Raw genomic sequence first — 25,948 nt, 5'->3', positions numbered from 1 at the left:
CCACTCAATCCAGAGATTCAAACAGGGTTTTAATAGCTTTTTTCACCCAGCGAAACTCCTATTTATGGGTAGGCTTTGTCAAATTTTCAACCGAATAATTTTGACCTAAAATATTTGGGTAATCTCTTTAAAAATATAGCTTAAAATTGCGTCAAACTGCAAGAAAAAAAAAATCGCTAATTTTAGGCTTGACAAAGAACAAAAATATCGTTAAATATTAGGCGAAGTAAGCTATATTGCCAAAAGTGAGCAACTTTGTCGGCTCGGCGATCACCCTTAGCGTTTTAAAAGACCAAGAATGAATATTGCTTATATTGTCAATCAGTATCCCACTGTTAGCCATAGCTTTATCCGCCGGGAAATTCTGGCTCTCGAAGAGCTAAACCTTTCCATCACGCGCTTTTCCCATCGAGACTGTAGCGACAAAATTGTCGATGAACTAGACCTCTGTGAACTCAAAAAAACCAATGTTATTTTAAAATCCGGCGCAGTCGGGCTTTTAAGTGCTTTATTGAGGGTAGCTTTGACCCGCCCTAAGCGTTGGTTTGAGGCACTTTTATTAGCGTTAAAGCTCGGTTGGCTGGCGGCAGGTTGGCTTAGCGGTAATGGGATAGTGCGACATATTATTTACTTAGCCGAAGCCTGTGTTTTATTAGAGTGGTTTTCTCGTTTAGATATTTCTCATGTTCACTCCCACTTCGGCACCCAGCCGACGACTGTTGTCCTGTTATGCAACACTTTGGGAGGACCGCCCTATAGTTTTACGGTTCATGGACCCGAAGAATTTGATAATGTTCGCGGTATGGGACTACCTGAAAAAATCCAACAGGCCAGTTTTGTCATTGCCGTTAGTTTATTTGGTCGCAGTCAACTGTACCGGTGGTGTGAGTACAGTCAATGGTCGAAAATTCATGTCATCCGTTGCGGACTCGACAAAACATTTTTGTCCCAACCCTGGCAACCCATTCCTGATGAGCCTCGTTTTGTCTGCGTCGGTCGCCTCAGTGAACAGAAAGGACAATTATTGCTGGTAGAAGCAGTCAGTCAATTGGTTGCTGAAGGATTTACTTTAAAACTCGTTTTAGTGGGTGACGGAGCCATGAGAGAAGAGATTGAAACCCTCATCACTAATCGGGGACTCCAGGACACCATAGAAATTACGGGGTGGGCAACCCAGGCACAAGTACAGCAACAAATTTTAGCCGCTCGGGCTATGGTGTTGCCGAGTTTTGCCGAAGGATTACCTGTGGTCATTATGGAAAGTCTAGCTCTAGGCCGTCCTGTGATTAGTACCTATATTGCCGGCATCCCTGAATTAATTGAACCAGGGCAATCAGGATGGTTAGTGCCTGCTGGCTCGGTGGAAGCCTTAGCCGCTAGTATGCGGACGGTTTTGCAGTGCCCGGTTAGTGAACTAGAGCAGATGGGCAAAAGAGGGGCAGAGCGAGTAGCCCTTCAGCATAATATTCTGTTGGAGGCTGAAAAATTAGCTCAATTGTTTGCTTCCCAGAAAGAATAAGGAGTTGTTAACTGTTAATAGTAATCGCTGTTAACTCATTAAGCGAATCCTGTATAACTTCCTGTATAAGTTAAGGTCAATTTTTTATTGAACATTATTTGTCTATAGATTACATTTGTCTTCACTCGGTTTTTGAAAAATTAGAGCCACTCGCTGGCCTTGGTCTTAAAGATAAAAAAAGCTCTCCAAAAGCTCAAGAAACTGCTAAAGTAGTAACCAGAACTTTTAGGAGTAATAACTATGGATTGGCTTAAACAACTACAAAAGCCTAACTATTGGTTACTGGGACTGGCTGCTGCTGTAGTGGCATTACATCTAACCTTGCTTGACCGGAGCGGAGAGCAAAATTTACTCAGTCTGAGTATTTTACTCTGGTTATCCATCGCTTCCTTACTTTGGGATAAACGAGAAGACTTGAAATTAGAAAGCGGGATTTTTTCCTCTTTACTAGGCATAATTTTGTTAGCTATAGTGTTAGCAAGAAGTTTATCGCCGGCTGGCTATCATTTTGGAGTTGCTCCTTTTCTGTCTGGTCTGGCCTTGTGCTTAATGGCTTCAGGCGTTAAACAATTACATCAATACTGGAAAGAAATATTTATTTTAAGTTTATTAGCTTTCTATCCCCTATTTACGGCAATTTTAAAGGTAATCGATTTACCTTTACTAACTGCCAAGGTGGCTAGTTTCAACCTGTGGTTAGCCGGGTTTGATGTTCACCAAGAAGGGGTTATTATTACTTTGCCAACCGGGAAAGTAGAAGTATTAGAAGCCTGTGCAGGGCTAGAAATAACGATTTTAATGTTTGTTACTGCCGTGCTTTTTTTACTGCTTTTCCCGCAAAAAAATAAAGATAAAATTATCTGTTTAATTTTGGCTCCCACCCTGGGATTTTTTATTAACTCTTTACGGATTTGTATTTTAGCTTTATTGGTAGCTGAGGGCGATCAAGAAGGCTTTAAGTATTGGCATGGAGAAGATGGAAGCTTTGTTTTTGCTTTAATTTCAGTGTTTATTTTTGGGTTATTTTGCTGGTTTTTCTATATTCGTCCAAGCAGTGCTGAAAACAAGTCAGAAACCGTATTAAAAGAAGTCTTACAGGGAGAACAAAAACATGATTAATAAAATACATAACTTATCCTTGAACCCGCCGGGATGGTCAAAAATTCGCATTGCTTTACTCAGCTTAAGTTTAATAGGTTTTTTCGGCGTATTTTTACAATTAATTCTTTCACCGGCTCAAGAAAAAAAATCGTTACATAAAGATCTCGTTTTTCCAGATACAGTGCCCCTGTCAGGTTGGAAACTCCAGGAAACAACCAAACTCAATAAAGTTGAAAGTAGTCGATTCGGCACAGGAGAAGCTCCGGGTCACCTTTATAAATATGCTAATAACAAAGATAGTTTAGAAGTGGAAGGCCGTTATGTCGAATATGTAGGAAACATTAATCGTTATATTATTATTTATCGAAATATGGAAGTAGCATCAATCCAACTGCAAACTAAACATATAAAAAATGTCGGTTATTATGGACTGTTTGAGCATGAAAATAAAGCTTATCTAAGTGCTTGTGTGAACCCCAAAGGAGAAACCACAGCAACAGAAACACAGTTTACTAATAATCGTTATACTCATGGGTGGGGGCTACAACGCACCTTTTTATGGGTCATTGGACAACAAGATTTGTTGGATGCACGCTGTTTGTGGACAATTATGTCGGTTCCCATCACTGATTATGATCCTTATAAACTACTTTTAGAAAAAGATTTAGCAGATGAACACCAAAAGTTAGAAAAAGCTTTTGTGGACTGGCAACAGTGGTGGAAAGGAAAATTCCCATCATTTTAAAGCGTTGAGAGCAATCTTAGCTAAAATATGAATGAAGACACGGCCCTTTCACAGACCCTTCTGCTCTTGACAAGCTCAGGACTAGGGCTTTGGCGAAGAGGCGCGGTTTAAATTAAGTAGGATTACACCCCGAAAGACTCTAATGACGGCAATACCGTCCCCTCATTTTTTCCCCCAACTCACGGCAGATGGTTCTTACACTTTTTTTTCCCAAGAGTTTGATGAAGCCTTTCATTCTTGCTCGGGAGCTAAACAAGAAGCTCAAAAGAAGTATATTGAACCCTGCCAAATCACTCAAAAAGCATCCCAGGGCGATACTCTGAAATTACTCGACATTTGCTATGGTTTAGGATATAATACGGCGGCGGCTCTTTCAGCCATCTGGAGCGTTAATCCCTATTGCCATGTAGAGCTAATCGCTTTAGAACTGGATGCCAATGTTCCCTCTGAGGCCATCGCTCATCAACTGCTAAAAGACTGGAAAACTCCCATTCCCGAATTATTAACCACCCTGGCCGAAACTCACCAGGTAAAAACCCCTCAATTTTCGGCTCAGTTATTGATAGGAGATGCTAGAAGCACCATTCAGCAAGTGGAAGAATCCCGCTTTCAAGCCGATGGGATTTTTTTAGATCCTTTTTCTCCGACTAAATGTCCCCAACTGTGGACAGTGGAATTTTTGGCCAAGGTGAGCAAATGTTTAAGCCCTCAAGGAAGATTAGCCACATACTCTTGCGCGGCGGCGGTACGTAGTGCGTTAATTTTAGCCGGATTAAACATTGGCTCAACTCAAGGAGTAGGCCGCCTGGCACCAGGAACTCTAGCCAGTTTGAGCCGCCTTGAAGCATATCCTCTCTCTAGAAAAGAACAAGAACATTTACAAACTCGAGCGGCGATTCCCTATCGAGACCCTCAATTATGCGATCCGGGTGCAGTTATCTGTTCGCGCCGCGCCCATTTACAACAAACCAGCTTACTAGAACCGAGTAGTCATTGGAAGAAACGCTGGCAAAGAGAAGAAAATCGCGACTTGAACCCGGCTGAGGCCAACTCTCAAAAAAGTTAAATTTAGGTGAAATAACTGTTGGTAAAACTTGACAAATTAAACATAATTAAATCTGATTAGACTATCATGAGAGTAAGCGATCTTCTTCTCCCAATTAATAAACTTACCCAAATTAATATTTCTGCAATGAATGCAATCGTTAATTGTGAGCCGGCTAAAATTTTGATTATTGATGATCATACCCATAGCCGCATGGCCGTTAAAGACCTTCTCTCTTTAGATGGATATGAAGTGATAGAAACCGAGGAAAACTTTAATATTGTAGATAATGTTTTAAAAAAACGGCCAGATTTAATTTTATTAGACGTAATGATGCCGGGAATGGAAGGATTTGAGGTGTGTCAGTGCCTAAAACAAGATGAGCGCACCAGTGCAATCCCGATTATATTTATGACTGTAGCCGAGGATCATCAATTACGTCGCCGTTGCGCCCAAGTGGGGGGAGATGATGTTCTGACCAAACCCATAGAACGCTCTCTACTCTCGAGTCGAGTGAAATCGCTCATCGAACAAAAGCGACTTTATGAAGGTTTAGATCAAATTGAACAGGTTTTATTTGCTATTGCTCGAGCCATCGAAAATCGCTATCCAAATAATGGCAATTCTTGCGCTAGACTGGCCACATTAGCCAATTCTTTTGGACAATACCTGCAACTGTCCTTCTCGGCGCTGCAAAATTTGCGCTATGCTGCCTATCTTCACGATATTGGGACAGTTAGCATTCCTGATGAAATTATGCTCAAAAAAGGCGAGCTAACCCCAGAAGAAAGAGAAATTATTCAGCAACACGTCCTCATTGGCGAAGAAATTTGTCAACCTCTCCCAAACCGTCGCGGGGTATTGCCAATCATTCGCCATCATCATGAACGTTGGGATGGAAGCGGTTATCCAGATGGGTTAGTGGCCGATGAAATTCCCTGGTTAGCTCAAATTTTCCAAATTTTAGATATTTATGTCGCTTTAACCAGTGAGCGTCCCCATAAAAAAATCTATACGCCTCGGGAAGCTATAGAGATTATCACAGAAGAAGCGGCAAAAGGATGGCGTAATCCTGAACTGGTTCATCACTTTACGAACTTTATCTACATTCGGGAGCCAGTAATTAACAATTGAGGATAAACCCAAAGGGCCATCGCCAGCAAGCCCTACTGCCTACTTTTTAACTTCTCAAGATTTTTAACTCAAAGGAGAGCAAGACGCGATATACTCCTGTTCGAGAACTTAGAGGAATATTAAAACAATGGTAGCGGTAGCAATTCTAGCGGCGGGACGAGGTACTCGCATGAAATCTAATCTCCCCAAGGTTTTACATCCTTTGGGTGGACGTTCTCTAGTAGAACGTGTGCTATCAAGTTGTGAGTTGATTAAACCCCAAAGACGTTTAGTGATTATCGGATATCAAGCTCAACAAGTTAGACAAACTCTACAACATGATGGTGGCATCGAATTTGTTGAGCAAAAAGAACAGTTAGGCACCGGTCACGCTATTATACAACTGATTCCTCATCTAGAAGATTTTCACGGCGATCTATTGGTGCTAAATGGAGATGTCCCCTTACTCCGTCCTGAAACCCTGCAAAACCTTCTCGAGTTTCACAAATCTCATCAAAATGCGGCTACCCTCTTAACGGCCCATTTACCGAACCCTAAAGGTTATGGCCGGGTATTCTGTGATGGTCATAATTTGGTGACGCAAATTGTAGAGGATAGAGATTGTAGCGATGCTCAACGGCAAAATAAACGGGTAAACGCGGGAATTTATTGTTTTAATTGGCAAAAATTAGCGAAAATATTGCCAGAATTGAAAGCCGATAACGACCAACAAGAATATTATTTAACCGATGTGGTTCATTATCTTGAGCCGGTGATGGCCATCGATGTAGAAGATTATTTAGAAATTAGCGGCATTAATGACCGTAAGCAATTAGCCACAGCTTACGATGTTTTACAAACCAGAATAAAAGACCATTGGATGCGTGCTGGTGTAACGCTGATTGACCCTGATAGTATTACCATTGATGACACGGTGGAAATACAGCCGGATGTGATTATTGAACCCCAAACCCATTTAAGAGGTCAAACCGTAATCGGAACGGGTAGCCGCATCGGACCAGGGAGTATGATTGAAAATAGTCAGATTGGGGAAAATGTCACGGTTTTATATTCTGTGATTACGGATTCTCAGGTAGCATCAGGGTGTCGCATTGGGCCTTATGCTCATTTACGGGGTGAGGCTAAAATTGAATCCTCTTGCCGCATTGGCAATTTTGTTGAGATTAAAAAGAGTACAGTGGGAGAAAAGAGTAATGTGGCTCATTTGTCCTACTTGGGGGATGCTACATTAGGAGAGCGTGTTAATGTGGGTGCGGGAACCATCACGGCAAATTATGATGGAGTGAAAAAACATCCCACTTATATTGGTAATGGGACAAAAACCGGGGCTAATAGTGTATTGGTAGCACCAATTACCGTAGGAGAAAATGTTACCATAGCGGCAGGCTCTGTGATTAATAAAGATGTTCCCAATGATGCCTTAGCCATTGCTAGAGAACGTCAGAAAAATGTACAGGGTTGGCGGCTGAAAACCGATGATTAGACTTATAACTCATTCATCGATTAAATTCGCAAAAAATTCGGGTTGATGATGATATTTAAGACTTGATCGCTCAATTTCTCAGGAAAAATGTCTCATGATCATAAGGGTACATTGTTAATTTTTAATTGTTCAGGGAAAAAGATAAGAGGAAAAATGCTTAGTGATAATGATGAGATACTCGGTTATAGAGAGGTGGTGTCGGTAAAAATAACTGATGAAGTGACGATTATGGTGGAAGCAACGCCTCTAAATGAGGAAGTAGATGTAAATATAGTGGATGAATTTGATTTTAGTGAAGTCACCGATGCTATAGAAGCGATAGCTACTTCTATGACCACCAGCTTTAACAAGATTAAGCCGAAAAAAGCCACTGTAGAATTTGGGTTAGAAATTGGAGTAAACTCAGGAAAACTTACGACTTTATTAGTCAAAAGTTGTAGTAGAACTAATCTAAAAATTACTTTAGAGTGGGAAAATTAAGCAATTAATGAACGATGAAAAATTAAAACCCTGTGCGGTTAGAATTAGATTTCAAGGCAAAAGAAATGATGAAGGGACTAGCTTTTTTGTTAGTCCCACTTTAACTTTAATATCTTGTCTGATTTACTTGATTGATTTATAAAATATTTCTGTTCCTGGAATGTAACCAAATATACGTTCAGAATAATGATTTCCTTGGCTTGATCAGGCTCTACCAAGTAATAAAGCCATATTTCGCTAATATTATCATATAACTCCAAAAATTTCAGCAGCAGTGAGTTGGGGTTGCTCCCCAAAAACAAGCCAGACTGGATTTTTCAGGGATTCTTTTTTGAGTCAAGCGCGATTGCCAAATGAGCATCAGGTCGGGGCGCGGCTCAACCGAAACTTTATAGCCAAAACAAGTTACTGATGTAGATGATGATATGTTAAATTCTAAACAAATCATGCTGATCGGTTAACTGAAAAGATTGTGAGTGAACTTAAACCAACGATATTAGTAACAGGCGGAGCCGGCTATATAGGCTCTCATGCCGTACAAGCTTTACAAAAAGCCGGCTATAGTGTCATCATTCTCGATAACCTAGTCTATGGACATCGTGACCTAGTAGAAAAAGTTTTACAAGTAGAATTAATACAAGGAGACATTAGCGATCGCGCTTTACTCGATGACCTATTTAAACGCTACTCCATTGCTGCGGTGATGCACTTTGCCGCTTACATTTTTGTCGGTGAGTCAGTGACTAACCCTGCGATGTATTACCGCAATAACGTAGTGGGAACCCTCACCTTATTAGAGGCAATGGTAGCGGCTAATGTCAAAAAAATCGTCTTTTCTTCTACCTGTGCGACTTATGGGGTTCCTCAATTTATGCCCCTGACAGAAGATCATCCCCAAAATCCCATTAACCCCTATGGTCACACGAAGTTAATGGTGGAGAAAATTTTGGCCGATTTTGATCACGCTTACGGGTTAAAGTCTGTCTGTTTCCGCTATTTTAATGCCGCAGGGGCAGACCCTAGTGGACAACTCGGAGAAGACCATCAACCAGAAACTCATCTGATTCCCCTAATTCTCTTAGCCGCCCTCGGACAAAGAGAGAGTATTTCGGTGTTTGGGACAGATTATCCTACCCCGGATGGCACTTGTATTCGAGATTACATTCATGTGGTGGATTTAGCCGATGCTCATGTCTTAGGTTTAGAATATCTCCTTGAAGGCGGAGAAAGTAACGCTTTTAATTTGGGCAATGGCAATGGGTTCTCTGTCAAAGAAGTGATCGAAACCGCCCGGGTCGTTACCGGCAAACCCATTAAAGTAGTAGAATGTGAACGCCGTGCCGGTGATCCACCGGTTTTAGTCGGCAGTAGTGCCAAAGCGAAAACCGTTTTAGGCTGGAAACCCCAATATTACGAGCTAAAAAATATTATTGCTCATGCTTGGAATTGGCATCAGCACAGACATGGAGAAAAATTAACGGCGAAACTCTTGACTCCCTAGCCATTTTAGTCTTGTAAAAGGTAGCTCTAGCGTGGTATGATAGTCAATTGTGTCGAATTTGATAAGAGTCCATGCCGAAACTGAAAACCCGCAAGGCGGCGGCTAAAAGATTCCGCGCCACAGGTAGCGGGAAAAAGATCTTTCGTCGCAAAGCCTACAAAAACCACTTATTACAGCACAAAAGTTCAGAACGTAAGCGTCGCCGTTTGTCTGAAATCTCTTTAGTCAGTGAGGCAGACACCAAAGAAGTGCGCCTGATGCTGCCTTATCTGTAACTTGAAAAAAGAAAGCTGACCTAAAAAAAATTCTAGAGGGAAATTTATGACAAGAGTAAAACGAGGTAACGTTGCTCGTAAACGTCGCAAAAAAGTGCTGAAATTAGCTAAAGGCTTTAGAGGTTCTCACTCAAAGCTTTTCCGCACAGCCAATCAGCAGGTAATGAAAGCCCTGCGGAACGCTTACCGTGATCGTCGCAAACGCAAGCGCGATTTTCGTCGTCTTTGGATTACCAGAATTAACGCTTCTGCTCGTCAGAACGGCATGAGTTATAGTAAACTCACTGGACAACTCAAAAAAGCCAACATTCAACTCAACCGAAAAATGTTAGCTCAGTTAGCTGTCCTAGACCCTCAAGCCTTTGCTAAAGTAGTAGAAGTCGCTAGTCAAGCACAGTAAAACAGTTAACAGGAAACAGGCATTCTTGCAATAGGCAATAGGAACAGGGAGAAGACGCTCTGACTAATGACTAATGACTGATGACTGATGACTGATGACTAATAACTGATGACTAATAACTGATGACAGAAACTACTCAAACCATAGAACTCCCAAATCTAGAAAGTGTGATCGCTTTAGTGGGTAAAGAAGAGGAAAACCTCAAATTTATCAGCCGTCGCACGGGAGCTAATTTGGTATTACGGGGTCAAGAGTTACGGGTTTACGGACAAGAAAAATCAGTGGAACGCGCTTTGTCTGTGGTGCGTTCCCTTAAACCCTATTGGCAAGAGGCGAAAACCATTGAAACGGCCGATATTATGACGGCTTTTCATGCGCTTGATACCGGACAAACTGAGGAATATCAAGACTTACAGCAAGCGGTGCTGGCTCGAACTCGACGAGGTGAATTAATTCGGGCTAAAACTTTTCGTCAACGTCAATATATTAAGGCCATTCAAACTCACGATATCACTTTTTGTGTGGGTCCGGCAGGAACCGGCAAAACTTTTTTAGCCGCAGTTTTAGCGGTACAAGCGTTACTGAATGATGACGTAGAACGTTTAATTTTAACCCGTCCGGCAGTAGAAGCCGGCGAAAAACTCGGGTTTTTACCAGGAGATTTACAACAGAAAGTTAATCCTTTTTTGCGCCCTCTTTACGATGCGCTTTATGAATTTATTGAGCCGGCTAAAATTCCGGATTTAATGGAGCGAGGAAAAATCGAAGTAGCTCCTTTAGCTTATATGCGGGGACGAACTTTAAGTAATGCGTTTATTATCGTTGATGAAGCCCAAAATACTACAGCCGCTCAATTAAAAATGGTATTAACTCGCTTAGGTTTTGGTTCTCGAATGGTAGTGACTGGAGATATTACCCAAATTGATTTACCAGAGCATCAAACGTCGGGGTTAGTGGTAGCGAGAAAAATCTTACAATCTGTGGAAGGAATTGCTTTTTGTCAATTATCTCAAGCTGATGTGGTACGTCATCCTTTGATTCAAAAAATTGTCGAAGCTTACGAGAAATTTGAAAAGAATTAAAATAGAAAAGGTTTATGTGCAGAGCGCTTGCTCTCTAATGAATTTTTGCACTTGGGCAATGGTGGGATTTAATTCATAAGTTTTCCGGCTGGAGTTTTCTAGGTAAGCCGCTTGTTCTTGGGCAATCATTTCTACATCTTGAGCGACTAAACCATCAAGGATTTTTTGGGCGGAACCAAACAAGCTATTTTTCAGGAAGCGGCGAAACTTGATCGGTAATTTATGTAAACGCCAAAAAGCTTCCAGGGAAGTAAAATGAATTAAATAAGCTCGAGTATAAGTGGAGTGAACAGGACAAAAAAGACAGTAAATTTTAAAATCTTGTCCGAGAGTAGATTGCCAATGAGGATAAATATAACTAACGGTTAAAGGTTCCGGATGAAGGCGGCGCAAAGCCGGGAAAAATAGCTGAGAAATTGACCAAATTTTATCAATACGATAATAGCTTTGAGCTTCATAATAAGCATCTATTCGGTTTTGCTCAACTGATAGATTTTGTAATTTGGCGGCGGCCCAAGCCTGATAATTATTATGTAAATGTCCATGATACATATCCATTAAGTTTTCGATTAAAAAAGAATAATGTCCCGGACAATTAATAACAGAAACCGTTGCGATATAGTTAAGGTGATCCCATTCAGGGACTCCCATCGGTTGTAAAGATTTTTGCTTTAACGCTTGCTCATCTCCAGGAAACAACCAGATAAACCCATCTAACTCAAGGACGGGATAAGAACGAATTTGACAGGAAGGTAACTTTTGATGCTCAGCGAGATAGGGAACAAAAGTACATTTTCCCTCTCGATTAAAACGCCAGCCATGATAAGCGCATTCTAAGTCATTGCCGCTAACAGATCCATGACTGAGTTTAACCTGTCTATGGGGACAGCGATCTTCTAGCGCGTGAATGATACCTTTTTGATCTCGATAGAGAACAATCGCCTGATGCCAGAGGATAATACTGTAAGGAAGCCTCTTAACTTCGCAACTACGGGCAACAGCATACCAGTGATTAGGGTTGATGGGGCAGGTGCGAACATCAGTATTTTCAGGAATGATAGGACTAGAGTTAGAATTCAAGGGTTTTCTCTGTTAATTAATCAACTTCAGTGATCTATATCATCGCTTCTAAGTAATTTCTCGCACCACTTAACTCAGTAAAATTGCGGATAATAGATTCACAAGCAAATAAACCTCTTTTATTCCCTTAGAGGATTTGAATATGTCAACCGCTGAATCTAAATATTTTAATCATCATCTAGTACACATGAAGATCAATAGAACAATTCATAAATTAGAAACGCTGCAACTCTTGGGTTTAATTATGAGTGGTTTTATGGCTTTGAGTGGGGTTTTATTAATTTCTGAAGTCATGGGTATTTTTCTCATCATTATGAGCCTATTTGGCAGTTTGTTTCTTTATGTTTTTATTCAGGGATGGATTGGCGTGCTTACTATACTTACACAAATTGAAATCAATTCTCGTCCGTAAAATTTTATTTTACGTTTCGATGGGATCACAACGAATCTCTAATAAAAATCCATCTGGATCATAAAAATAAATCCCTCTTCCTGTAGGACGAGTGACAGGACCATGATCAATTTTTACTTCATTGCATTTTAAAACTTCTACCGCTTGCTCAAATAATTCAGGATCGATATCAAAGGCTAAATGATTAGCACGAGTAAAGGCCTGTTTAGGGTCCGGGTTAGGCGGTAACAAATCGGGTTCCCAAAATAAATCTATCACCGTTCCATCCGGTGTGACAAAATTTGCTACTTTTCCCTCAGCGACTAGCTGAAGTAGGGTTTTAGGGATTTCTTCGCCGGTTAATTCGTGTAGTCCGAGAATTTTTCCATAAAAATGCTTAGAAGCCTTCATATCTTTGACATTGAAGGCAATATGATGCACTTGACGTAGAGTTCCTAAAGCCAGAGAGTTCAAATTTTGCTCGCTCATGTCTCGATTATAAAAAAGTTTGTAAATGTTGGATTAAAGGTTTTGCCTGTAAAATTCCTTCCATTCGTTCTACGGGTTGACCATTTTTAAATAAGATCAAAGTGGGTAAGCTATGAATATGATATCGGGACGCTAACCCAGGATACTTATCTGTGTCAATTTTAACAATGAGAAGTCTATTTTTCAAAAAAGCACTTACCTGATCTAAAACTGGCCCCATCATTTTACAAGGACCACACCAGGTAGCGTTAAAGTCTACTAACACGGGTAGGTCAGAAGACTCGAGAAGTTCTTGAAAGCTATTGTATTGTTTTTTGACTGTCATAATGTTTTAATTTAACCTAACAACTGCGAACCTTGGCTCATTAAGTAGATAATAATAGCACAGGTTGTGAGCCGCCTACTATTTTAATCATAGCTAATTTGACCTTGATTCAAGTTTTTAATTGTCAATTAACCTTGATAAGAGGTAGATAGCGGTTATTAACTCCTCAAAGGGAGCAATAGTAATCATTGACGACTATTTGATTTATAGTTGACACTGCTTAAATTGAGAATTTTTTTTATTGAGAATGATTAGTAATATGACATCAATCTGGTTAATGTTGATTTTATCCCTAAACGGAATTTTATTGCTCCTATGGGCTAACCCCTTGCTCTCGAAAGAAAAAACTATAACTCACTATGATCCACAACTCAAGAGAGAACATTTACCTAAAGCAGAAATGGGGGAAATTGATCCCACTCAAGCTTTAATTGTGGGCTATTGGCGTGGCTATAAAGAAACGCCGGATTTTACTATCTATTATGGCTATGAATTTCGTCCTAATGGGGTTTATGTGGCTAAACATCGGGTTTATGAACAAGAAAGAACTATCCTGGAGCAATATTGGCAGGGGAAATGGAGTTTTGATGGAAAAATTTTAAGTTTAGAAGGCACGGTTTCTCAGGAAGAACCAACAAGATATAAATATATTTTTCGCCTAGCAGCCGATCATCTTCTTTATTATGAAAATGGAGACCTTCCTAAACCTTATCTTCCTGGTAAAATGGGTAAAGTTAGTGAAAAAAGCCAATGATAACTAGGTAGCCAGAAAACAGCCGCCAGCTTTCAGGAAATTTCCTTTTCGCGCACAGAGGAACTTGGCTTTATTTTAAACTCCGCCGCACTTGGGTGGGGTCTTATTTTTAAATTTTCAATGGCTTGGTTCTTGTTCCTACAACTTTAGGATCTACCCCGTAATACTCAGCCGCACTAGACATATTAAAACTGAGTAATTTTTCTTCGCCTAGAGGAATAATTATACTCGGTTTACTGATTTCTTTCCTAAGAACTTTCATAATTTCTAGTGCGACGGCTTTAGCTAATAAAGGAGGGACAGAATTACCAATTTGTCGGAAACCATGCCATTTAGTGACATGAAATCTAAACCAATCAGGATAAGAATGGAGTCTAGCCGCTTCTCTAACTGTAATGCAGCGAGGGGTAAAAGGATGAATCGGACGAGGAGAGGTATAAGCACCTCGATTACTCGGTGTACCTGCACGAAGGGTATTACATAAACCGTCAGGAGATAATTTATAAAAGCGGCTAATGGGTTCTATTTTACCTGGCGGTGTCATGGCAAATCTTTCGATAGATTTCGCTGTATGTTCTGTTCTTAAACTCGAAGTTAAGACCTTCATATCATACTGACGTTGATATAAATAATCATTTTCTAGAGCCATTTCCCGCAGTTTTCTGGCATAATCACTCGGGTTGCCCCACTCAGCCGCTACCCAATCTCTTGTTTCTAATTCTGGATAATGATTAACTTCGGGTAAGTCTTGTAATGCTTCCCAAACCGTAGGCGTTTTAGAGAGATTTTGAAAGGGGTTAGGTGCCGTTATTGGTTCCGGATATTGGGGTAATACTAATCCTTTTTGACTTCCTAGCAAAAATAACCTTTCACGATTTTGAGGTACACCGTAATGAGCGGCATTTAAAATTTTGATATTTTCTTCTACATTATAATTATTCTCTTGAAATTTGTTAATAATTTCTTCAATCAGTTTTTTATGTTTTCCTAGTGCCATTCCTGGCACATTTTCTAAAATAAAATATTTAGGATTCAGTTCTAAAACTAAACGCAGAAAATGGTAAATCAGGTCATTTCGAGGATCATCAAGTAATCGTTTGCCGATGAGAGAAAATCCTTGGCAAGGTGGGCCACCAAAAACCACATCAATATCTTGAGTCCCAATAGGGGATAAATTTCTAATTTCTCTAGCGGTTATTTCGGTAACACTGCGACAGATCATCGTCGAAAAGGGAAAATTATACTCATGAGTTGCACAATGAATCGGATCAATTTCTACCGATGCTAATACATCAAATCCAGCTTGTTCAAATCCAAGGGACATTCCCCCTGCACCCGCAAATAAATCTACGGCTATTGGTCGTCGCTTTTTTGCACTGATCATTTTCTTACTGTCCCCACAAAGCCAGTTAAAATTCAACAATAACCGGAGTATGATCGCTGGGTTTTTCTTGTTTTCTGGGTTCTATATCTATTGTACAACTGGTCGCCTGTTCATACAGCTTAGGAGTTAAAAAATGATGGTCAATTCGCCAACCTCGATTGCGTTGAAAGCCGCCAGAACGATAATCCCACCAGCTATAATGGCCGCCTTCGGCTGTAAATTTCCGAAAAGCATCTTTTAAGCCGATCTCTAACACTTCTTGCAAAGCTTTTCTTTCTTGAGGAGTAGCCATAATATGAGTTTCTTTGCCTTTCGGATTATGAATATCTTTATCTTCAGGAGCCACATTAAAATCCCCACAAACACACAATTCTTGAGGATAATTTTCTTTGAAAAGTGTTAAATAGTTTCGTAGCATTTTTAACCACTGGAGTTTATAGGCATATTTATCACTTGACAAATCCGCTCCATTAGGCACATAAAGATTCACAATTCGCACGTCATGAAAAATGCCGCTAATCACTCGTTTCTGTTGGTCAAAAGTGGCGGCTAAAACATCATCAACCCCAAGAACTTGAGTAAAGCCTATGCGGACATCTTCTAGCGGCTGACGACTCAAAAGAGCCACACCATTATAAGAAGGTTGTCCAGAAATATAGAGATGATAGCCCAACTCTTCAAAAGGCATTTTAGGAAAATCGGCATCAATGACTTTAGTTTCTTGTAAGCAAAGAACATCAACCGGATTCATTTGTAACCAGTGGCTCACTTGCTGTTGACGAATGCGAATAGAATTGACATTCCAAGTAGCGATTTTCATTCTTGAAAAGCAAAAGTTTAAAGGATAGAATAATTGAACATATCGAACGATAGCACAAAATTCGGATGAATATTATTAGCGATCAGTATCTTTGGCAACTGCTCAATGAAGATGTCCCCTACTTTGATTTAACCACGCAGGCGTTAGGCATTGGCGATTTCAGTGCTACGATTACCTATACCACTCGGCACGAGACAACCCTCTGTTGCACCGAAGAAGCCGCCAATCTTCTCAAACGAGTGGGTGCTGAGGTATCTTTAAGATTACCGTCAGGGTATCAAGCGGAAAAAGGAGTAACGTTTTTGATCGCTAATGGAAGTGCCGCCAGCTTACATTTAGGTTGGAAATGTTCACAGAATTTACTCGAATATACCTGCGGAATTGCCACTAAAACCCATCAATTAGTGCAACTAGCGCAACAAGTCAACCCTGATATTATGCTTTATACCACCCGAAAATCGATTCCGGGCACAAAACCCATCGCCATTAAAGCGATTTTAGCTGGTGGTGCTTATCCTCACCGCCTAGGAATTTCCGAGACGATCTTAATTTTTGAGCAACATCTGATTTTTTTAGGCGGAATTGAAGGATTATGTAAACAATTAACTGAGTTAAAACGTAAAGTTAAAGAGAAGAAAATTTTAGTCGAAGTAACAACCCTATCTGAGGCGTTGCCGTTAGCCCAGGCAAAAATTGATGGTCTTCAGTTTGATAAACTAAAAGCCGAAGAACTGGCTGACATCGTACCCAAGCTAAAATCCATTCATCCCACACTCATGATTTTAGCGGCAGGAGGAATTAATGAGGCTAATATTGCTGAATATGCCACAACAGGGGTAGACGGATTGGTTTTAACGGCTCCTTATTATGCCAAACCGGCTGATATTCAAGTTAAAATTTCATCTCATTTTTAGGGGATAACCCGCGAAAAAACAGCCTTATCTTCTTCTCTCAAGAGTGCTAGGATATTATTGATACTTTTGGCGATTTTCAGCAATAGATATAATCAAATATATCAATGACTAAATCACTGATCAACTACGACCAGGCATTATATTATCTTCAAGAAGCAGATATAATTATGGCTCAAATTATATCGGAAATAGGAGATTATCAGTTAGCAGAATTTAAATCGAATTCTAGCTTGTTGGAGGCTCTAGCTTGGGCTATTATGGCTCAACAAATATCTACCGAAGTAGCGAATAAAATTTATCAACGATTTCTATCTCTTTATAACGAGTCAACCCCTTTAAACGCGAGAAATCTTTTACAAACATCTGACGAAGATTTACGGAGCATCGGCATTTCTCGTTATAAAATCGGCTACTTAAAAAATTTAGCTAGAGCAGTAGAAGAGTACCTGCCGCCTCTGTCTGAGTTAGCAACAATGGAAGATGAAACCATTATTAAACTCTTAACTCAAATCAAAGGAATAGGGACTTGGACAGTACAAATGTTACTAATTTTTCGTCTCCAGCGATTAGATATTTTGCCGTCAGGTGATTTAGGAATCCGAATGGCCATCAAGAATTTATATCAACTTCCTGAGTTGCCATCTCCAGAAATTGTGGAAGCAATTGGCCACAAATGGAAACCTTACAGAACGATAGCGGCTTGGTATTTATGGCGCAGTTTGTCAGATACCATTGAAAAAATACAATTTTGAAGAGGGAAAAAACTTATTGAGCTTTGACTAACTCGAGTAAATTGTTCAGTTTTTCTTTGACGGATTCATGAGTATATTCATCCTCGGGATGAGGGGGTTGTCCCGGTAGCTGAAAATGAGGACGCTCATCATAAATTTGACCCCATTTGAAATCCACTTGCTTAACCAATTCATAGAGTAATTGTGGGTTATTAACAATTGTTTCTAAAAGGTCCCTCAAAGCCAGCAAAGGACAGTTTAAATGGCGGCTAACTCCGGCTTGATCATCTTTAACCCAATTTTGTAAAATCGCTTGTAAAGCTCCGGATGAATCAGCAAGATTTTGAGCAATAAAAACATTAATTTCGGTTACAGCTTGCAACAGTTTCGGAACGGGTGATTCTCCCTTAAGAAAATCGCCTCCTTCTCTACCAATTACATCAGCGAGGGAAAACTGCCGTCCGGCTAAAATGTCTTGAAGAAGCTCATCAGGAGTGTTTTTGTCTTGATCGGATGTCATCGTTAAAGCAATATGTAATTATCTAAAGAATAATTCTCATTTTAACTCGGTTTTATCCCTAAAAACTCGAATTTTTTCGGGTTATCTGGCTTTTTACTCTAAACGTCTCTAGAGGGTAAGAAATGCTGTTGTCATTGAGGGGTAGATAAGCGGAATTGGCGATAAACCATTCGATAGATGAGGTCTATATTTCTATTGCGTAATTTGAGAGTAATTGTCCCATGAAAAAGGCTTGGAATTGATCATTATGCTAAAAAAGTTGCTCCTGTGGTCACTATGGATAGGATTTATTGGCTATCTTGTTTTTATTGCTCCTCCATTGCATGGACGCGAAACTTTATCCTTACTGCAAAAACTGTTAACTTTCAGATGGGGTGAAATTAATCCGGTTATTTTTGCTTTATTTTCCCTCATAGGGGTTTGGTTGTTCATTTATAGTGCCTTGTTGTTTTTTGATGGGAGGATGCAACCAATAGCTTTTTGGCCGTTTGCTGTGGCGGCAATAGCAACGGGTACCCTTGGACTGTTGCCTTATTTAGCGTTGCGTTCCCCGAATCAAACGTTTAGCGGCACTAAGGATGCGTTCTTAGAATTGTTAGATTCTCGCGCGACTGGGGTGGGTGTGTTGCTTTTTACTCTTGGTTTGCTAGTTTATGCTTTGGTTTGGGGAGACTGGGTAGGATTTTGGCAACAGTTTAGCAGTGATCGCTTTATTAATGGTATGAGTTTGGCCTTTTGTTTGTTCGCTGTGTTATTTCCGACTATTTTGGCGGATGATTTGGCGCGTCGCGGCTATTTTAGCTGGGGTGCGGAACGAGTTCCGCACAATTCTCAATTATTCTGGTTAATAGCGTTAATTCCCTTGTTTGGGCCCCTTGCTTATTTGTGTTGGCGGCCTCCTTTACGCACAATGGTCGTGCAATAAGATATTTATTGATAAGATTAACGTATTGGTGTGCAGGGTGGGTATTGCCCACCTTAATCATAATGTTTACAAAAATTACTCTTAAAAATTTTAGAACTCATAAATTAACGACAATTGAACTTCAGCCTGTGACGTTGCTCATCGGTAATAATAATTCAGGTAAGACAAATTTTTTAGCAGGTATACAACATTTTTCTGATTGCTTCATCAATTATGACTTACAATAGCGCCATCGCTCAATTGACTATTACCTGGGAAAAATTGCCCCCAGATTTTCTCTTACCTGATGAACCTGTGGAAAATATTTATCAGCCGCTTTTAGCCGCCGCTTTACGAGAAATTCTAGATTTAAGCGGCTTTATCACTCCTGAAATGCTGATCGGGTCTAATTTTGGACTTTGTGCCACTATAAACGGTAAAATAGTCGTCAAAGCTCCTGACTGGTTTTATATCTCCTCGGTTTTTCCGCTAGAATCTGGTGTCATTCGTCGCAGTTATACACCTTATTTAGAAGGCGATACTCCTGCTGTAGTGATGGAATTTTTATCAGATGCAGAGCAAAGCGAATATTCAGCCAAGTCTACTTATCCCTATGGAAAATGGTATTTTTATGAACGTATTTTACAAGTTCCTATTTATGTCATTTTTGAGCCTAAAGAAGGAATATTAGAGGTTCATTCTCTTAAAAATGGGCGTTATGAATTGGAAAAAGCTGATCAAAATGAGCGATATTGGATTGAAACCATGAATTTATATTTAGGGGTATGGTATGGTACGAGAAATCAACTAACAACTTATTGGTTGCGCTGGTGGGATAATATGGGTCATCTATTACCTTGGGCTAATGAACGAGTAGAACAAAGTTTATCTCAAGGAATTCTGCAAGGAAAGCAAGATTTAATTATTCGTTTACTAACTCGTAAGTTTGGCACAATTGCACCAGAGTTACAGACAAAAATAAAGAGTTTATCAGCCCAAGATTTAGATGATTTAAGTGAGTGCGGAACGCGTTCCGCACCCCAGTCTTTATTAGATTTTTCTGAACTCTCAAGCTTATCCAATTGGTTAGCACAACGTTAATTAAGGTTCTATTTTAACCCAGAGCGCAAAATACTAATCACTAACCATAACCCCAAAAAACTAGCAACAGCAAATAAAACATTACTAATTAAAGACAACTGTTGAGATTGTGCCCCACTGGAAATAATAGCCGCTCCAATAATTAATGACCCCACCACCACACTAAAAGATAATCGATTTGCCGAATCATCCATACTACGGCGAACCGAACTTAATTCTTTTAAATTCAAGTTCCATTGCAAATTTTCTGAAGTTAAACCCTCTAATAAAACCTCTAATTGTCGGGGAGTTTTTAAATAAATTGACTTGAAGTCTAAAGCCGTTCTTAAAAGAGTTGGTATTGGATTATCCCCTATCAGTTGACGACGAAATAAATCAGTAATTAACGGTTTTACTTCCTCAAAAACATTAATATCAGGATTAAATTTTCTCGCCACTCCTTCTAAATTGGCTAAACTCTTAGCATATAATCCTAAATTGCCTGGTAATTTAATTTTATTATTCCTAGCGACCTGTAAAATGGCATAAAAAATTTCACTAAAATTCAGTTCAGAAAGATTTAAATTATAATATTTTCTCAACAAGCGGTCATAATCATTTTTTAAGCGAACTAAATTCACCGCTTCTCCGGCCTCAGATAATTCTAACGTCAATTGACTGCATCGTTGAGCATCTAAATCTACAATTGCCAATAACATCTCCGTTAATAACTGTTGAGTTCGAGGGTCTAAACGCCCAACCATGCCGCAATCAATTAAAGCAATTCGCCCATCTTTTAGATAAAAAATATTGCCCGGATGAGGATCGGCATGGAAAAAACCATCAATATAAATCTGTTGAAAAAAGGCACGGAAGAGAAGAGTTGTAATGGCTTGACGGCGAGTTCGAGGAGCAATTTCACCAGCCGGAAGCGTAATATCTGCCTGTAATAAAGCCGTTCCATCTAACCACTCTATGGCTAATAATTTTTCTGTAGATATTTCCCAGTAAATATCAGGAATGACTAACTCTTCGGGATCGAACCAAGGACTTTTCGCTAAATTGCGGTCTAATTGCTCTGTAAAAAGCCCTTCTTGCCTAAAATCTAATTCTGATTTAACTGTTTTGGTAAACTCATCAGCCAAGTTGACAATATCATAATTTTGTCCAAATTCGGTTAAAGCGACTAACTCGGCAATGGCCTTAATTAAAGTGCTATCTTGAGCGACAATTTTATCAATACCTGGACGCTGGACTTTTAAAGCCGCTTGTCGTCCATCTTTTAAAGTAGCTTTATGAATTTGACCAATAGAACCGGCGGCAACCGGTACAGGGTTAATTTCACTAAAAACGTCTTCTAATGGTTGTTGCAGTTGTTGACGGATGAGGAATTCTATTTCATCCCAAGGAACCGGCGGAACATTCGCTTGTAGTGCAGTCAGCGCTTCAATATAACTAGGCGGTAATAAGTCTGGACGGGTACTCAGGAGTTGCCCCAATTTGACGTAAAAAGGCCCTAACTCCACTAAAATTTTTCGCAATACTTCGGGCCGGGGAATTTGAGGTTCATCGGTTTTTCTGCCGGTTAATAAACCTCGCATATAGTCCCAACCGTTGCTGAAGACAATTTCTATAATTTCTCGTTGACGTGAACTGGTTTGAGTTAAAGAAAACATAAATATTTAATTATTGGTCATTAGTCATTGGTCATTGGTCATTGGTCATTAGTCATTGGTTATTAGTTATTAGTTATTAGCGATTAGTTTCATGAACAACATAGTTATTGCTTATGGATTGATTAGCCGCTCATAGGATATTATCAAAAAGTCACTCATGACTAACAACTAATGACTAACAACTAACAACTAATGACTAATGACTAATAACTAATGACTATAACAATTTTTCTAACTTAGGATCGCCTTGGAGCAATTTGAGAACTTGTTTGATTTGCTGAGTATGGTTTTTGTCCACCACTAAGGTAACATTGCCATCCCGCACAATCACTACATCCTCTACCCCAATGGTAACAACAACTTCATCCGGATTGCTGGCATAAATAATTGCTCCTTGGGTATCTTGCTCTATATGATGTCCAATGGCTACATTTTTCTGATTTTCTTTGGCAAGCCTTTCTAATGCATTCCAGTCCCCTAAATCATCCCAACCAAAGTTAGCCGGTATCACATAAGCTAACTGGGTTTTTTCCATTAAAGCATAGTCAATACTTTTCTTTTCTAATTGCTCATAAGCGGCTATTCCTTTTTCTAATAAAGGATGAATTATATTGGGTGCATAAGTCTCTAATTCATCTAATACCACTCCCGCACGAAAGATAAACATACCGCTATTCCAACTATATCGCCCAGTTTCAATAAATGATTCTGCCGTTTGTTGATCGGGTTTTTCTGTAAAGCGGCTCACCCGATAAACCGGTAAACCCTCATAATTATTATCTAATTGTCCTTGTTCTATATATCCATAACCCGTAGAAGGATAATTAGGCGTAATTCCTAACGTAACGATGGCCGGTTTAGTTAAGGCTAACTCGGTTGCTGCGGTTAAGGTTTTTTCAAACCCTTGTTGATCGCCGATCCAATGATCGGCCGGAAAAAATCCGATGGCGGTTTCTTTCCCATAACGTTTAGAGACTTCTAAAGTTGCCCAAGCCACTGCCGGGGCGGTATCTCGTCCTTCAGGTTCCACTAATAGGTTAGCTTCAGGGAGTTGAGGCAGTTGTTCTCTGACTCCATCGGCAATTAATGCACTGGTGATCACCCAAAGATTTTCCCAGCCGCCAGCGAGAGATAATAGCCGTTCTGCGGTGGCTTGTAGGAGACTTTTGCCGCTTCCATCCAGGGATAAAAACTGTTTGGGGCGATGTTTGCGACTTAGAGGCCAAAAGCGCTCGCCTTTACCACCAGCGAGAATAACAGGGACCAGAGAGTGATTGCTCATACTGCTTTGTATAGGATTTAATGTATTATCATCGTCATTGTGTCATTGGAAGCGGCTATCAGGCAATCCGAATTTTGGCTCGTCCCTAGTATTGTATAGAGAAAAAAAAAGGGGAGATGGAGTTACAAAATCATTTTTCTCCAAATCTCCCAGTATTCAGAACTCTTTTAGTTTTCAGTTTTTCTTAGATTTTAGAGCAACTTTTCTTAGAGTCTAGTTCAGCTAATTTGGGTTGTTCTTGTTTCACTATTTCCCATTTTTCTTTTAGTGCTTTAATGAACTCTTTAACTTTTTTATTTGGATCATTAGGCTTAATTTCATCTGTGTTTACAATTATTTTCCAAGCATTTTTAATAGCTTGTTTTTCTTTTTGAGTTAATTTCCACGACAGAGGCGGTCTATACTGCTGTCCTTCATATAAAGAAGAAAGACTTTTTAATCTATTGGCTTCTTTAGATTGATCAGATTCATTAATTTCTTCAGGAGGAACATACGCCGGAAAGAAAATAGGATAATAATCAATTTCAATATCTTCCCCGACTTTTTGATTTTTCCATCGTTTGATCAAAATTTCTACTTCCTCTGCATTGCGTTGTACTGAAATGGGGTCTCGAACTTTGTAGAGTGCTAATAATGGGCCGATTGTTGCCATAAACCAACCGCCAATACCTTCAACTTTTTCTTTTGCAGGAGATTTAGGAAAGGGGTTAATCTGTAATACGATAACTCTTTTGAGGTTTAAATCACTTTGCTGCTCTAACCATTTATTGAGCCATTCTAAAATTGTTACAAATCCAGAATTATCAAAATAGCCTCCATCAGCGACATGATAATTTTTCTCTACGTTCTCTTCTTTAGTATTACGGCAAATTGGTGATACATAAGGAAAAGTAGCTGATAGTCGCGCTGCTGTAACAACTGGAATGTCATAACCTTTATAAAGGCTATTAAAATCCTCTACAATATCCTCACAAACTCGACTCATATTTTCTGGGAGATCATTAAAACTCATGGGCGAAATCAAAAATCGCTTACCATTTTCTACCAGAGTGGCATTAAAAATAGGGATCGGGATTTCACCTTGAATAACCTTGTTTCGTAAAGTTGCTAGGGTAGTTAACTCTTCTGGGCATTTCATTTCTTGTTGCCAGTTTCTTTCCAAAGCAACCCCCCGATCTAGCATTTTTCCAGCCAGCCAAGGAACACCGATCAAACGCCATAAATCGGGATAGGCTAATCCCCATCCGGTTGCATCTAGACTATCTGAGGTTGCGCTCTCGAAAAGCTTATCCTGTTCTCTCATACAGCCAATGTTTTCCAACCGATCTAGATAATACATTGATCCCACTGAACCCCCAGAAACGGAACTAAGTAACCCAATCGATTTGGTAAATGATTCTCCTAGCAAGTTGTGTAATCCTATTAAAACTTGTGCTGTCCATCCGGCTGCTTGAATTCCTCCACCACTGGCGCAGACAATAACTAAAGTTTTTTCGTTAGTTTGAAGTGCAAGACGGTTATTTACTGCTGTTTTAAATTTACAATCCTCCTGAGTCGAGCTATCTTTATGTAATTGATAAAAATGATCAACACCAAACCACCAAAAGCTGATGGCAAAAAATATTACCAAGACAACTAAAATAAAAACGCGAAAGTAATCAAAATAAAAAGATAATTCGCCCAAGATCAGATCGAACGCGGCAAGAATAAGCAATAAATAAAGTAAGGCCGGAGATTCTCGTCTTCTAGTCTTTTCTTCTGGACAAGGACACTCTTTTTTTTCTGATTTTGGTTTAGCTCCTGACTGCGACAAAGAGGGAAGTTTGGGCGGCTGAAATTTGAAATAAATGAATATGTAAACTAACAATTCAACTAAAGCAAAAGCTAAAGTTGACAGATGACCTCGCGCTAACTCAGTTGGTTTCCCAGATTCTTCAATCAAATATCCCTCAATTCTGTCTTGAGTAATAAATTGAATAGGGTTAACAACTAAAGGGGAATCCAAAACTTCTTTTATTAACAACGCACGAGTCAGCGCTACCAGAAACAAAAGTCCAAAACTAATCAACAAACCCTGAATAACTCCATTCCTGGCTTTTCTAATAATTATTTCGTTTTCTTTGTAATCTAATTCTTTTTCTTTTCCTTCAATTTGTTTTTTAATTTTTTCTTTTTCTCCTAAATTTTCTTCTGGTATTTTGCTGCATTTTTCTTTAAGATCTGCTAATTCATCTTTTAATTGATTGAAGTCTTGATCGTGACTTCCCGTCAATTCTTTCTCTCTAGTAGAGAGCCACACCACTATAATACAAGTTGGCGCTCCTAAAACAATCGCTAATACAGATTGCCATATATAGAGCTGCCAATTATCGGAAATATCAAATTGATACTCTAGCCCAAAACGCTTTTGGGCATTAAGTAATATTGTATAGGCAGTCAAAACAATTGCCATTCCCGTCATAATTGCACCAATAATGACAAAAGTTAATTGCCCTTGACCTCGAAGAACAAACAAGTTCTTCAGCATCGAGCGAAGAACAGTTATTGATAAGATGGGTAGAGTTACCAACAATAAACCTACTAAAATTGGAACCCGCAAAAAAAAGAAATATTGGCAAACTTCTTTGGGTATAGATCCCCAAGTTATCAAAGTAATACCTAACACTACCATCCAAGCTAAAACCTTGAGCATGGTTAGGATTTTCTCTTTCTCAATCAAATTATTTGAATTGATTAACATTTTTTACTCCTTTCAGTTCTATTTTTAGCTATAAACTTTAAGCTCAACATTTAACAAAAATTGCAGACAAACAAAAACTCTTTTTTTATATTA

General features: G+C 39.5%; 27 protein-coding genes. 18 read left to right on the top strand and 9 right to left on the bottom strand.

Annotated elements, in window-relative coordinates; all coding sequences use genetic code 11:
- Window positions 1–298: 298 nt before the first annotated feature.
- The 11 genes from CYAN7822_RS19545 (at window position 299) to CYAN7822_RS19495 (ending at window position 10,765) form a co-directional block, all read left to right on the top strand.
- Window positions 299–1,519 (top strand): glycosyltransferase family 4 protein, encoded by a 1,221-nt coding sequence (locus tag CYAN7822_RS19545; RefSeq protein WP_013323982.1) that lies wholly within the window; start codon window positions 299–301, stop codon window positions 1,517–1,519.
- Between the two features lie 240 nt (window positions 1,520–1,759).
- Complete coding sequence (crtA, locus tag CYAN7822_RS19540) at window positions 1,760–2,638, top strand: cyanoexosortase A (RefSeq protein ID WP_013323981.1); 879 nt, start codon at window positions 1,760–1,762, stop codon at window positions 2,636–2,638.
- Window positions 2,631–3,365, top strand: a complete 735-nt coding sequence (locus tag CYAN7822_RS19535) for a cyanoexosortase A system-associated protein (RefSeq protein ID WP_013323980.1) — start codon at window positions 2,631–2,633, stop codon at window positions 3,363–3,365. Before crtA ends, CYAN7822_RS19535 begins: the two co-directional genes overlap by 8 nt.
- A gap of 142 nt (window positions 3,366–3,507) precedes the next feature.
- Window positions 3,508–4,431 carry a tRNA (5-methylaminomethyl-2-thiouridine)(34)-methyltransferase MnmD gene (locus CYAN7822_RS19530; RefSeq protein ID WP_013323979.1) on the top strand — a complete coding sequence of 308 codons (924 nt, stop codon included), beginning with the start codon at window positions 3,508–3,510 and terminating at the stop codon, window positions 4,429–4,431.
- A gap of 126 nt (window positions 4,432–4,557) precedes the next feature.
- The gene (locus CYAN7822_RS19525; RefSeq protein WP_173362893.1) at window positions 4,558–5,544 is read left to right on the top strand and encodes a response regulator; all 987 of its coding nucleotides are present in this window, start codon (window positions 4,558–4,560) and stop codon (window positions 5,542–5,544) included.
- A 127-nt stretch (window positions 5,545–5,671) separates the two neighbouring features.
- Window positions 5,672–7,027: a bifunctional UDP-N-acetylglucosamine diphosphorylase/glucosamine-1-phosphate N-acetyltransferase GlmU gene (gene glmU, locus CYAN7822_RS19520; RefSeq protein ID WP_013323977.1), complete on the top strand. Its 1,356-nt coding sequence runs from the start codon at window positions 5,672–5,674 to the stop codon at window positions 7,025–7,027.
- 153 nt (window positions 7,028–7,180) lie between these two features.
- A complete protein-coding gene (locus CYAN7822_RS19515; protein ID WP_013323976.1) occupies window positions 7,181–7,507 on the top strand; it encodes a CU044_2847 family protein in 327 nt (108 codons plus the stop codon).
- Between the two features lie 472 nt (window positions 7,508–7,979).
- Window positions 7,980–9,008: a UDP-glucose 4-epimerase GalE gene (gene galE, locus CYAN7822_RS19510; RefSeq protein ID WP_013323974.1), complete on the top strand. Its 1,029-nt coding sequence runs from the start codon at window positions 7,980–7,982 to the stop codon at window positions 9,006–9,008.
- 71 nt (window positions 9,009–9,079) lie between these two features.
- Window positions 9,080–9,283 (top strand): 50S ribosomal protein L35, encoded by a 204-nt coding sequence (gene rpmI / locus CYAN7822_RS19505; protein ID WP_013323973.1) that lies wholly within the window; start codon window positions 9,080–9,082, stop codon window positions 9,281–9,283.
- A 46-nt stretch (window positions 9,284–9,329) separates the two neighbouring features.
- Window positions 9,330–9,683, top strand: a complete 354-nt coding sequence (gene rplT, locus CYAN7822_RS19500; protein WP_013323972.1) for a 50S ribosomal protein L20 — start codon at window positions 9,330–9,332, stop codon at window positions 9,681–9,683.
- Between the two features lie 122 nt (window positions 9,684–9,805).
- Entirely contained in the window at window positions 9,806–10,765 is a 960-nt protein-coding gene (locus CYAN7822_RS19495; RefSeq protein ID WP_013323971.1) for a PhoH family protein, read from the top strand.
- Window positions 10,766–10,777: 12 nt separating this feature from the next.
- Here CYAN7822_RS19495 and CYAN7822_RS19490 read toward each other — a convergent pair whose 3' ends face one another.
- On the bottom strand, window positions 10,778–11,845 hold the full coding sequence (locus tag CYAN7822_RS19490) for an aromatic ring-hydroxylating dioxygenase subunit alpha (RefSeq protein ID WP_013323970.1): 1,068 nt from the start codon (window positions 11,843–11,845) through the stop codon (window positions 10,778–10,780).
- Between the two features lie 142 nt (window positions 11,846–11,987).
- On the opposite strand from CYAN7822_RS19490, the gene CYAN7822_RS19485 reads away from it, so the two are divergent.
- Window positions 11,988–12,257, top strand: coding sequence for a hypothetical protein (locus tag CYAN7822_RS19485; protein ID WP_013323969.1), 270 nt, complete (start codon window positions 11,988–11,990; stop codon window positions 12,255–12,257).
- A gap of 9 nt (window positions 12,258–12,266) precedes the next feature.
- Here CYAN7822_RS19485 and CYAN7822_RS19480 read toward each other — a convergent pair whose 3' ends face one another.
- Both CYAN7822_RS19480 and trxA read right to left on the bottom strand, forming a co-directional pair.
- Window positions 12,267–12,725, bottom strand: a complete 459-nt coding sequence (locus CYAN7822_RS19480) for a VOC family protein (protein WP_013323968.1) — start codon at window positions 12,723–12,725, stop codon at window positions 12,267–12,269.
- Window positions 12,726–12,732: 7 nt separating this feature from the next.
- Window positions 12,733–13,050, bottom strand: coding sequence for a thioredoxin (gene trxA, locus CYAN7822_RS19475; protein ID WP_013323967.1), 318 nt, complete (start codon window positions 13,048–13,050; stop codon window positions 12,733–12,735).
- 259 nt (window positions 13,051–13,309) lie between these two features.
- Here trxA and CYAN7822_RS19470 point away from each other — a divergent pair, with 259 nt between their 5' ends.
- Window positions 13,310–13,804 (top strand): hypothetical protein, encoded by a 495-nt coding sequence (locus CYAN7822_RS19470; protein ID WP_013323966.1) that lies wholly within the window; start codon window positions 13,310–13,312, stop codon window positions 13,802–13,804.
- 109 nt (window positions 13,805–13,913) lie between these two features.
- Here CYAN7822_RS19470 and CYAN7822_RS19465 read toward each other — a convergent pair whose 3' ends face one another.
- The gene (locus tag CYAN7822_RS19465) at window positions 13,914–15,188 is read right to left on the bottom strand and encodes a DNA cytosine methyltransferase (protein WP_013323965.1); all 1,275 of its coding nucleotides are present in this window, start codon (window positions 15,186–15,188) and stop codon (window positions 13,914–13,916) included.
- A 25-nt stretch (window positions 15,189–15,213) separates the two neighbouring features.
- A complete protein-coding gene (xth, locus tag CYAN7822_RS19460; protein ID WP_013323964.1) occupies window positions 15,214–16,008 on the bottom strand; it encodes an exodeoxyribonuclease III in 795 nt (264 codons plus the stop codon).
- A gap of 65 nt (window positions 16,009–16,073) precedes the next feature.
- On the opposite strand from xth, the gene modD reads away from it, so the two are divergent.
- Both modD and CYAN7822_RS19450 read left to right on the top strand, forming a co-directional pair.
- Window positions 16,074–16,922 (top strand): ModD protein, encoded by an 849-nt coding sequence (gene modD / locus CYAN7822_RS19455; RefSeq protein ID WP_013323963.1) that lies wholly within the window; start codon window positions 16,074–16,076, stop codon window positions 16,920–16,922.
- Between the two features lie 104 nt (window positions 16,923–17,026).
- Complete coding sequence (locus CYAN7822_RS19450) at window positions 17,027–17,674, top strand: DNA-3-methyladenine glycosylase family protein (RefSeq protein ID WP_013323962.1); 648 nt, start codon at window positions 17,027–17,029, stop codon at window positions 17,672–17,674.
- A 13-nt stretch (window positions 17,675–17,687) separates the two neighbouring features.
- Here the strand turns inward: CYAN7822_RS19450 and CYAN7822_RS19445 are convergent, their stop codons facing one another.
- The gene (locus CYAN7822_RS19445; RefSeq protein ID WP_013323961.1) at window positions 17,688–18,173 is read right to left on the bottom strand and encodes a hypothetical protein; all 486 of its coding nucleotides are present in this window, start codon (window positions 18,171–18,173) and stop codon (window positions 17,688–17,690) included.
- Between the two features lie 247 nt (window positions 18,174–18,420).
- On the opposite strand from CYAN7822_RS19445, the gene CYAN7822_RS19440 reads away from it, so the two are divergent.
- From CYAN7822_RS19440 to CYAN7822_RS19435, 3 genes are all read left to right on the top strand, one after another.
- The gene (locus CYAN7822_RS19440; RefSeq protein WP_013323960.1) at window positions 18,421–19,098 is read left to right on the top strand and encodes a hypothetical protein; all 678 of its coding nucleotides are present in this window, start codon (window positions 18,421–18,423) and stop codon (window positions 19,096–19,098) included.
- Window positions 19,099–19,160: 62 nt separating this feature from the next.
- Window positions 19,161–19,325, top strand: coding sequence for an AAA family ATPase (locus CYAN7822_RS40515; RefSeq protein ID WP_083786884.1), 165 nt, complete (start codon window positions 19,161–19,163; stop codon window positions 19,323–19,325).
- On the top strand, window positions 19,312–20,178 hold the full coding sequence (locus CYAN7822_RS19435) for a DUF4351 domain-containing protein (protein WP_013323959.1): 867 nt from the start codon (window positions 19,312–19,314) through the stop codon (window positions 20,176–20,178). The genes CYAN7822_RS40515 and CYAN7822_RS19435 overlap by 14 nt, the downstream gene beginning before the upstream one ends.
- Window positions 20,179–20,186: 8 nt before the next feature.
- Here the strand turns inward: CYAN7822_RS19435 and CYAN7822_RS19430 are convergent, their stop codons facing one another.
- From CYAN7822_RS19430 to CYAN7822_RS19420, 3 genes are all read right to left on the bottom strand, one after another.
- Window positions 20,187–21,833 (bottom strand): ABC1 kinase family protein, encoded by a 1,647-nt coding sequence (locus tag CYAN7822_RS19430; RefSeq protein ID WP_013323958.1) that lies wholly within the window; start codon window positions 21,831–21,833, stop codon window positions 20,187–20,189.
- 217 nt (window positions 21,834–22,050) lie between these two features.
- Window positions 22,051–23,115, bottom strand: coding sequence for a mannose-1-phosphate guanylyltransferase (locus tag CYAN7822_RS19425; RefSeq protein ID WP_013323957.1), 1,065 nt, complete (start codon window positions 23,113–23,115; stop codon window positions 22,051–22,053).
- 184 nt (window positions 23,116–23,299) lie between these two features.
- Window positions 23,300–25,855 (bottom strand): hypothetical protein, encoded by a 2,556-nt coding sequence (locus CYAN7822_RS19420; protein ID WP_013323956.1) that lies wholly within the window; start codon window positions 25,853–25,855, stop codon window positions 23,300–23,302.
- Window positions 25,856–25,948 lie beyond the last annotated feature (93 nt).

The sequence above is a fragment of the Gloeothece verrucosa PCC 7822 genome (assembly GCF_000147335.1).
Lineage (GTDB): Bacteria > Cyanobacteriota > Cyanobacteriia > Cyanobacteriales > Microcystaceae > Gloeothece > Gloeothece verrucosa.
Note: the sequence above shows the minus strand (reverse complement) of the source record. Positions and strands in the feature narration are given on the sequence as shown.